General features: G+C 52.8%; 1 protein-coding gene. It reads left to right on the top strand.

From position 1 onward, the window contains the following. Nucleotides 1-1,115: tandem-95 repeat protein (locus R7Z78_RS24635; protein WP_169643782.1), on the top strand; the 1,115-nt coding region annotated here is incomplete at both ends.

The following is a 1,115-nucleotide window of genomic DNA, read 5'->3' as shown; positions in this document are numbered from 1 at the left end:
TTCGAAGGCGACGATAAAGTGGTGTCGCTCGATACCAACAACGGTCCAGCCAACGGCACGGTCTCGGTCAACCCGGATGGCAGCGTCACTTACACGCCAAACGACAACTTCCACGGTACAGACAGCTTCACCTACATCGTCACGTCCGGTGGGGTATCGGAGTCCACCACGGTGAACGTCGATGTCACACCAGTGAATGACGCGCCAGTGGCAAAAGATGATACAGCTGTTACTGACGAAGACACGCCAGTGACAATTGATGTTCTGCCAAACGACACCGACATTGATGGCGATACGTTAAGCATTGATTCGGCGTCTGTGCCGAGTGACCAAGGTAAAGTCGAAATTATTGATGGAAAACTGGTCTTCACACCGGCTGAGAACTTCCATGGCGATGCTGAAATCACTTACACCGTGACCGATGGTGCACTGACTGATCAAGCGACGGTCAACGTCACCGTAAATGCCGTAAACGACACGCCTGTGGTTGAAAGCAGCATTGCAGACCAAACCTTGGCAGAAGACTTTACGCCATACAGCATCGATCTAAATACCGCTTTCAGCGATGTGGATAACGCCGATGGTGAGTTAACGTTTAGTGTCTCTGGCAACAGCAACATTCAAGTGGTGATCGTCAATGGCATTGCTACGTTCACTCCAACCGCAGACTGGAACGGCTCAGAAGCGTTAACCTTTACTGCCACCGATCCAAGCGGCGAAAGCGTCAGCCAAACGGTGAACTTCACGGTAGCCCCTGTGGCGGACATCGTGGCAGACAAAGCGACGGTTGTGGAAGACACGCCAACCATCATCAAGGTCTTAGGTAACGACACGTTTGAAGGCGACGACAAAGTGGTGTCGCTCGATACCAACAACGGTCCAGCCAACGGCACGGTCTCGGTCAACCCAGATGGCAGCGTCACTTACACGCCAAACGACAACTACCACGGGGCAGACAGCTTCACCTACATCGTTACCTCGGGTGGGGTATCGGAGTCCACCACGGTGAACGTCGATGTCACACCAGTCAATGACGCACCAGTGGCAAAAGATGATACCGCTGTCACTGACGAAGACACGCCAGTGACGATTGATGTTCTGCCAAACGATACTGA

Origin of the sequence: Vibrio sp. 1167 (assembly GCF_033340375.1) — a bacterium.
Classification (GTDB): Bacteria; Pseudomonadota; Gammaproteobacteria; order Enterobacterales; family Vibrionaceae; genus Vibrio; species Vibrio alginolyticus.
Note: the sequence above shows the minus strand (reverse complement) of the source record. Positions and strands in the feature narration are given on the sequence as shown.